We start from the raw sequence: 7609 nt of genomic DNA, 5'->3' as shown, positions 1-7609 counted from the left end.
TGTAACCTCCTACCGTGTAGGTCATCGTTTCAAGAAAGTTGGTCGGACAACGGGTTTGGTAAATGGAACAGTCGATTCGGTGAATACAGACGTGYAGGTCGATTATGGTAGTAATTTGGGTGTGCTAACATTCCGAAATCAAACCGTTATCCGTGGTAGTAGGCCGGTATCTCTTCCTGGAGACTCGGGATCCGTGTGGCTCAGACGTTCGGATAATTTCGCAACTGCAGTGAACTATGCTGGTACAGGAGATGGGCTAACATCAATTGCATACCCTGTGGATTGGTTTATGAGAAGGTTTCGAACACGAGTTGCTCGCCCACAAGGAACAGGTCAGGTCCGGATTGTGAAAACGGGTAATAAGAAATGTTCGTATTCTCGTCGGCTTACGGTGAAAGAACTCGCCTCGATTAAAGTAATTCGAGCATAAATAATACCCTTAATCTCTCAACTAAAGAGACTAAGGGCTGATGTGCAGATTACCGGGTTTTCGTGATCAGGTACGGAGTGACAAATCTGGTTACATTCGTCGGGTTCTGGATAATCAATATCCAACGGTTATCTGTAACGGGGTAGCTGTCTGTAGGCCAGGCAGCTAAAAAATCAGTAATGTTCCATCCAGCATTGATAACTACTCTACCTCGGCCGGCGGTGAACCTAATTGTGAGAAAACTATTAGGGTCAATTTGTATAGGATTAAACACGGTACGGCGAAAGCCATTACCAAGGTTCTGTGTAGCCCGAGCACTCGTCGAGCCAAGTTGGATCGTTTTCCCTCTTCGTAACGCTGCTTTCTTACTAATTTTTGATTTCATTGTCTCATACCTCCTAAACTTTGATAGTTCATCATATGCAAATGATAGATTAATAGATTGGACGAACCAATCCACAAAAAAGGAACCATCTCAATGATGGTTCCTTCTCATGTCAATTATCTATGAATGTTTCTAGAGTTACGCCAATTAGGAAAGTCTCTTTATCATTACTTAAACCCTGGGAAATCAGATAAATCGGATAAGTGAATAAAGTATAAAACAAATGACAAAACAGCTAAAAATAGGATTGGGAAAGTTTGTTTCATTGAATCCTTAACACGTACATGAGTTAGAATCCCACCAATTGATGTAAGGCCAAGTAATAACGCACCTGCAGCTATCCAACTCGCATCCCAGAAACCAACGATCAATGCTGCAGCCCCAATTAATTCAACGAAACCCGTAACTACGCGGAACCATTGCGGAAGGCGCCAGTGATTAAAGCCCTCTACATGCATCTTGGAACCCGATATTTTACCTAGAGCAGCCATCAGAAACATTAAAGCAAGTATGCTTTGCAAAATGAATGATAATATCTCCATCTTCATCTCTCCTCTTTAATAATTAGTATTCATTCCATTAATTCTCATTCCAATAAATGTCCCCTTCAAGCTTCCTTCCAATTAATATGAGCCTGTCTTAAGCACATTATAAATCAAAATAAAAGAGCAGCAGTAATTGCAACTCATGTAAGCACATTATAATCAGTTTATCATCATTTGACTAGTACTTTTGTTAAAAAAAGTTAGATCATGGGCTTACATTGCTCTCCCCGCAATCTGTGGCAAAAAAATCTACACGTTCCATAACATCAACAATCGTATATTGGCTCAGATATTCAATCGTTTTTTGTTCGGCTTCATATAGAATTTTTTCTAGTTCAATATCTAATTGTTGGCCTGCCTCTCCGCAGTCTACATCAACTTCCGGCTCTGCGGATCCCGCGTTAACAGCAGAATAAATCTCTCCTAATGTGATTTGATCTGCAGGTTTACATAAGCTATATCCTCCTTCTCGCCCACCCTTGGATTCAACAATTCCTGACACTGCCAGCGCCTGCATAACTCTCCGCATAAAGGTTGCATGTGAATTTACTTGGCTTGCAATCATTGCACTCGAAAGCATACTGCCGCTTTGGGCTAACCATACGATAGAATGAACTGCTATCTTAAAACGCGGTGGCCCAATATTAACTCCACGATTTGCTGTACTCATTTAGTATCACACCTATCCTTGTATTATTAATAGTAATCATTAAAATATATTAAAGTTTATTAAATGCATTTGCATTAAGCACATTATAGGACATTTGCGTTTATATAAACAAGTAAATAGGAGCAATCATCCATTCTATATTGACCTAATTTAAACCAAATAAATGAACAAGCCCAAACCCTAAACCTGCAAGCAGAACTGAACCAATCAAACCAGCCAGAAAAGACTTCATGCCATAACGACGAAACGTAGCTATATCAACATTTAACCCTAGCCCAGCCATAGCCATTGCAAGCAACAGATATGCCATTACAACGATTTGATCCGACAGTGCCACCGGAATGATTCCAAGCGTATTCACACCGCTCATAACAAGAAAACCAATAATAAACCAAGGAATCGGAATGGACTTCCAGCTTACTTTATTTGCGTGACCATTAGTCTTAAGTTCTGCTCGATTTGCTAAAAAACCTATTACGATGGCTATCGGCACTAGTAACGCAACACGAGTTAGTTTAACTATGACCGCCAGATCAACAGCCTCCTTGCCACCTGGCGCAGCAGCAGCTATAACATGTGCCACCTCATGAAGTGTTGCTCCCGCAAAGATTCCGTATCCCGTGTCTGACAGTCCAAGTACAGGATATAAAAAGGTATAGGCAAGGGTGAATATTGTCCCCAGAATAGCTACTGTAGCTGCACTAATTGCTGTCTCTTCATCGCTTGCTTTGAGCTGTGGTGAAATGGCTATGACGGCTGCGGCTCCGCATATCGCTGTACCACAAGCTGTAAGTACCCCTATTCTCTTCTCCACCTTAAAAAGTCTTGTAATCCCATATACCGCAAAGATCGTAAACACAATGTTAATGACTGCTATTGCTAGAACCTTCGGTCCAGCATGCACAATATCTAATAGATTTAGTTTCATCCCCAGAAGTATTATGCCGTAGCGAAGCAGTTTTTTGCTGGAGAAAGAGACTCCTGCCATCGCCTGTGAAGGCACCCCGATTATCGCTCTCCAAGTAATTCCCAACAATATTGCGATGACGAGCTGCCCCATAATAGTTAAGAACGGGAGGTTTGCCAAATATTTAGCCGCTACCGCAATGACTAGTGTCAAGCCAATTCCCTGAACAAAACCCCATCCTATTTTCTTATGCATTGGAAGAGCATATGTCTGTGCCATTGTCCTCACTCTCCATTTCGTAATCCAGTTGTTTCTGTTCTTATGTATTCACTATACGACTTACCCGTTTGATTGAGAAATACCAATCTGCTATCTTAATCATTAGAAAAACTTATGATAGAATTGATGATTTACGGACATCCATATAGAATGGGAATAATAAGGAGGTCATTAAATGATTGTAGAAACGTTGTATGTATTTATAACGGTATCGGAATTAAAAAATTTCTCGCGTGCGGCTGAGGTGTTAAATCTGTCTCAGCCGGGTGTCAGTTTACACATACGCAATCTCGAAAATGAGCTTGGAGCGAAGCTTATGCACCGATCGCCTAAGCAGGTCAAGTTGACAGAGGCAGGGGAAATTTTATATAAGCGTGCAAAAATAATCCTGGCTTTATATGATGAAGCAAAGCAGGATATTTTCAGGCTGCAGCATACGGTGAGCGGATCTCTTCAGGTTGGTGCCAGCTTCACCATTGGGGAGTATATTTTACCGAGATTAATCGCAGAGTTTGTAGACCAATATCCGCAGGTTGAAATGGGAGTGACAATCGGCAACACAGAAGAAATCGTACAGGCTGTCCGGTTAAATACATTAGATCTCGGCCTTGTAGAAGGCAATGTTTCAGCAACAGACTTAATCGTTACACCTTATATGAAGGATGAGTTGATCTTAATTGCAGCAGCTGATCATCCGCTCTCTTCCCTCCGCATGGTCGAGACTGACTTGCTCCAAAATCAAATATGGGTGCTCCGTGAAAACGGATCCGGTACACGGGAGTATTGTGAGCAATTTATTCAAAAAGAAGCACTTCATATACAACGATCCTATGTATTTAACAGCAGCCAAGGGGTTAAAGAAGCCGTCTCAGCCGGTTTAGGTATTGCAATGCTTTCTCGCTTAGTCGTGCGTAAAGAGCTTGAGACAGGTGAAATTTCCGAGATAACGATCAAGGGAAATCAATTAGACCGATATTTCTCTTTGATTCGCCATAAAGACCATCCGGCCACAATGTCAGTAGACGTATTTATGCAAAAGTTGCTCGCTAAAGACTAGTTTGCTGAAAGAATCCAGATAATCTCCAAAAATGAATACATAACTGAGCTAATGCGAATAATGAGTTGGAATACCGAATAATGAAGACGCTACATTCTCGGTAAGAGGAGCGATTACCTGTGGAAAAGACCAAATCACGAAAGCTGAATATTACGTTTGAGAGCGATATGGACTTGCCAAAATCGAATGTGGCTAAAGACAAGAAATCAAAATCGGAATCGGATAATGGTTCAAAAGGACGGATTTGGGAATTTATTGCCCTCGCCACTATTCCGATGGTTCTCGTATTCGGTAACTCCATGCTGGTGCCCGTTCTTCCTGAAATGCAGAGAGTGCTTGGAATCAGCAAGTTCCAGAGCAGTTTGATTATCACCATTTTTTCACTTGCTGCTGGCGTATTCATTCCGATAATCGGTTATTTGTCGGATCGTTTCGGGCGAAAGGTTATTATTATTCCTGCTTTGATTGCTTACGGCTCTGGTGGGATATTGGCGGGGTTTGGCGCGGTATGGAATTCCTATACGGTTATTATTATTGCAAGAGCAATTCAAGGGATTGCAGCCGCAGGGACAGCACCGATCGCAATGGCTCTTGTAGGAGATTTGTACGAAGGCGCAACTGAGAGCAAGGCTCTTGGATTAACTGAGGCCTCTAATGGAGCTGGTAAAGTTCTAAGCCCGATCATCGGCTCTTTACTAGCATTAATCGTTTGGTACGCATCTTTTTTCGCCTTTCCCGTATTTTGCGCACTTTCGCTGTTAGCTGTTATTTTTATGATTAAAGAACCAAAGCATGATCAAAAGCAAAACTTAAAAGTTTACATCACAAAAATTAAAGACTTATTTAAAGAGAAGGGCCGCTGGCTAATCACTTCATTTTTCGCAGGATCACTTGGTCTTTTTATTTTGTTTGGTGTGCTCTTTTATTTGTCTAATATTCTTGAAGCTAAACCCTACAACATTGATGGTGTAAAAAAAGCTTTGGTTTTGGCTATACCGCTGCTCGGCTTAGTTATCACTTCCTATACCACAGGGTCTCTAATAAAGAAAAATGGTGTTTTGATTCGTTGGCTAATGAACATTGGATTGATAGCCATGACTTTATCTCTAGCCTCCACGATATTCTTTTTCAAAAACATTTACGTATTTATTGGGTTGTTAACGATAAGCAGCATAGGGACCGGACTGCTTCTACCCTGTCTGAATACAATGATTACTGGTGCTGTTCAAAAAAGTGAACGAGGAATGATTACATCTCTATATAACAGCTTGCGATTTCTAGGAGTAGCTGCTGGCCCTCCTTTATTTGGTTGGATGATGGACAAGTCAGACCGACTGGTATTTATTACCGTATCTTCCCTTTCTCTACTTGCGCTAGCTCTGGTTTTCTTCTTAATAAAACCGCCTCGTGAAATTAGCTGATTTGCTCGACGTGCTCCGCATGGATAAATGGGTAAACCACTTATCATCCCCTCCTCTTGTCAGCGCGTATAGATCAAGTTACACGAGCATGATTCGATATAACTTCATGTTTGGGCACATGCCTGGTACGATTCGCATATGATACTTCAGTCATACGAATGACGCAAGATACTTACATGAAGTGAGGGGATTTTAAATGAAATGTTTCCCATATGCAGTTTGGCCCGCAGAACTGCATGATCCAAGCGGACAGCGCAAAGTATTGGAGCCTCAAGCCAGTACTCTCAGCTCGGATCGAGTTGCCGGACGCGGTCGCACGATGGTTATCGATAAAGGTCTCGGCAGAAACTCTTTTATGGATTTAATCGAAACCGCTGCCGACTATATCGATTGCGTGAAATTCGGCTTCGGAACAGCTACTCTCTATAAACCTGAGCTATTACTATACAAAATAGAACTAGCCAAACGTCATGGAATTCTTGTAATGCCAGGAGGCACCCTGTTAGAGTCGGCTGTGCAACAGGATGTGGTCCCCGCATTCTTCGATACGGTAGATTCTCTTGGTTTTAACGGAATTGAAGTTTCTGATGGTACGATTGAGCTTTCACGTAAGAAACGGACAGAGCTCATTCAAGAAGGCAAAAAACGAGGACTGCGTGTTGTAACGGAGTATGGAAAAAAACTGTCAGGCTCACTCATTGATGCATCGGACTTAGCTGTAACAGCGGAAGCAGATTGGGATGCAGGCGCGGAGCTTGTCACAATAGAAGCTCGCGAATCTGGGGTTGACGTCGGACTATTTGATGAGAATGGCGAATGTAGAGAAGATGTCATTGAAGCCGTTCTTAAGTTTGTGCCTGATACGAATCGTTTATTGTGGGAGGCTCCGCTTAAGCAGCAACAAGTGACGCTGCTGCATAAATTCGGATCTAATGTTCATTTAGGTAATATACCTCCGAGTGATGTGTTATCTCTGGAGACGATGCGTCGCGGACTTCGTTCAGATACATTTGGATTTGGAAACAAAGAGAAAAAAGCGAAGGAATTTGTTTATATGATTTAAGCAGTAATCATTCATATAGGGGCGATTTGTTCGTGTAAGCGCCCTTATATGAATGAAATCCATTACTTAGTCAATCTTCCTGCGTTCCAGATATCGCTGGTATAAACCGATAGAAACCGCTAACCATGTTCCGCTAACTAGGTAGGCTCCTACAATGTCACTTGGGTAATGTACACCTAAATATATGCGACTAACTCCAATTGCTACGATCATTATAGAACCCAGTACGATAAGAAGTGTCCTAGAAAGCGCACTACGAGCATGCTTCCATAATAGAAAACACAAGACACCATAGAGAGTAAAAGCAGCCATAGAGTGACCACTTGGAAAGCTATATCCACTGGCTTCTGCTTCTGCGATTCGATGCAAAATGGGACGAGCACGTTGAAATATGAGCTTCAACACGATATTTAACAATAAAGAACCAACGACAACTCCAGTAAAGAAAAGCAATTCCCATCGAAATTTTAATACGGTAAATAACACAAACATAATCAATATAGTAATGATCGTAACAGGGAGAGTAGATCCAATGATTGTGAAAAAATTCATAATATGAGTTAAGGTGTCGTTCTCCAGTCCTTGGATCAAGGAAGTCAACCTGTCATCAAACCATGCAATGTTCTGTTTGCCAACTAATATTGCGATTATTACAAACCCAAATGCACAAGCCATGCTGATTATAAACGATGTGGTAAAAACTTTTTTCAAAATCATATAAAGCTCCTTGGTAAAATTATGGTAGCTACAGTGATAGATCTGATTCACTTTTTCTATAAAATTTCTGCTTATTGGGAGAGCTTGCCCTTCCAAACGCTAATGCCACCCTGCAAATGAGCCATACTCGTATAT

General features: G+C 41.5%; 8 protein-coding genes and 1 pseudogene. 4 read left to right on the top strand and 5 right to left on the bottom strand.

The window, feature by feature from the left end; all coding sequences use genetic code 11:
* A pseudogene (locus AC1DWN_RS22935) lies at positions 1-430 on the top strand (hypothetical protein); the annotation flags it as partial.
* Between the two features lie 49 nt (positions 431-479).
* Here the strand turns inward: AC1DWN_RS22935 and AC1DWN_RS22930 are convergent.
* The 4 genes from AC1DWN_RS22930 to AC1DWN_RS22915 all read right to left on the bottom strand — a co-directional run bounded on the left by AC1DWN_RS22930 (position 480) and on the right by AC1DWN_RS22915 (position 3216).
* Positions 480-815 carry a hypothetical protein gene (locus AC1DWN_RS22930; protein WP_477561218.1) on the bottom strand — a complete coding sequence of 112 codons (336 nt, stop codon included), beginning with the start codon at positions 813-815 and terminating at the stop codon, positions 480-482.
* A 167-nt stretch (positions 816-982) separates the two neighbouring features.
* Positions 983-1357: a DoxX family protein gene (locus tag AC1DWN_RS22925; RefSeq protein ID WP_477561217.1), complete on the bottom strand. Its 375-nt coding sequence runs from the start codon at positions 1355-1357 to the stop codon at positions 983-985.
* 208 nt (positions 1358-1565) lie between these two features.
* Positions 1566-2030 carry an RrF2 family transcriptional regulator gene (locus AC1DWN_RS22920; RefSeq protein WP_477561216.1) on the bottom strand — a complete coding sequence of 155 codons (465 nt, stop codon included), beginning with the start codon at positions 2028-2030 and terminating at the stop codon, positions 1566-1568.
* A gap of 145 nt (positions 2031-2175) precedes the next feature.
* Entirely contained in the window at positions 2176-3216 is a 1041-nt protein-coding gene (locus tag AC1DWN_RS22915) for a YeiH family protein (RefSeq protein ID WP_477561215.1), read from the bottom strand.
* Positions 3217-3391: 175 nt separating this feature from the next.
* Between AC1DWN_RS22915 and AC1DWN_RS22910 the strand changes: the two genes are divergently transcribed.
* The 3 genes from AC1DWN_RS22910 to comA all read left to right on the top strand — a co-directional run bounded on the left by AC1DWN_RS22910 (position 3392) and on the right by comA (position 6757).
* Positions 3392-4273 (top strand): LysR family transcriptional regulator, encoded by an 882-nt coding sequence (locus AC1DWN_RS22910; RefSeq protein WP_477561214.1) that lies wholly within the window; start codon positions 3392-3394, stop codon positions 4271-4273.
* Between the two features lie 119 nt (positions 4274-4392).
* Positions 4393-5694 carry an MFS transporter gene (locus tag AC1DWN_RS22905; RefSeq protein ID WP_477561213.1) on the top strand — a complete coding sequence of 434 codons (1302 nt, stop codon included), beginning with the start codon at positions 4393-4395 and terminating at the stop codon, positions 5692-5694.
* A gap of 196 nt (positions 5695-5890) precedes the next feature.
* Complete coding sequence (comA, locus tag AC1DWN_RS22900; protein ID WP_477561212.1) at positions 5891-6757, top strand: phosphosulfolactate synthase; 867 nt, start codon at positions 5891-5893, stop codon at positions 6755-6757.
* 66 nt (positions 6758-6823) lie between these two features.
* On the opposite strand, the gene AC1DWN_RS22895 is transcribed toward comA, so the two are convergent.
* Positions 6824-7474 (bottom strand): phosphatase PAP2 family protein, encoded by a 651-nt coding sequence (locus AC1DWN_RS22895; protein WP_477561211.1) that lies wholly within the window; start codon positions 7472-7474, stop codon positions 6824-6826.
* Positions 7475-7609: the final 135 nt, after the last annotated feature.

The sequence above is a fragment of the Paenibacillus sp. P4_A7 genome (assembly GCF_056402455.1).
The sequence above is the reverse complement of the archived record's forward strand: the minus strand, read 5'-3'. Positions and strand labels throughout refer to the sequence as shown.

Excerpts from the sequence above, each read along its gene's own strand:
- AC1DWN_RS22930 (WP_477561218.1), bottom strand. The coding sequence starts at position 815 with ATGAAATCAAAAATTAGTAAGAAAGCAGCGTTACGAAGAGGGAAAACG.
- AC1DWN_RS22925 (WP_477561217.1), bottom strand. The coding sequence starts at position 1,357 with ATGGAGATATTATCATTCATTTTGCAAAGCATACTTGCTTTAATGTTT.
- AC1DWN_RS22910 (WP_477561214.1), top strand. The coding sequence starts at position 3,392 with ATGATTGTAGAAACGTTGTATGTATTTATAACGGTATCGGAATTAAAA.
- AC1DWN_RS22895 (WP_477561211.1), bottom strand. The coding sequence starts at position 7,474 with ATGATTTTGAAAAAAGTTTTTACCACATCGTTTATAATCAGCATGGCT.
- AC1DWN_RS22915 (WP_477561215.1), bottom strand. The coding sequence starts at position 3,216 with ATGGCACAGACATATGCTCTTCCAATGCATAAGAAAATAGGATGGGGT.
- AC1DWN_RS22920 (WP_477561216.1), bottom strand. The coding sequence starts at position 2,030 with ATGAGTACAGCAAATCGTGGAGTTAATATTGGGCCACCGCGTTTTAAG.
- comA (WP_477561212.1), top strand. The coding sequence starts at position 5,891 with ATGAAATGTTTCCCATATGCAGTTTGGCCCGCAGAACTGCATGATCCA.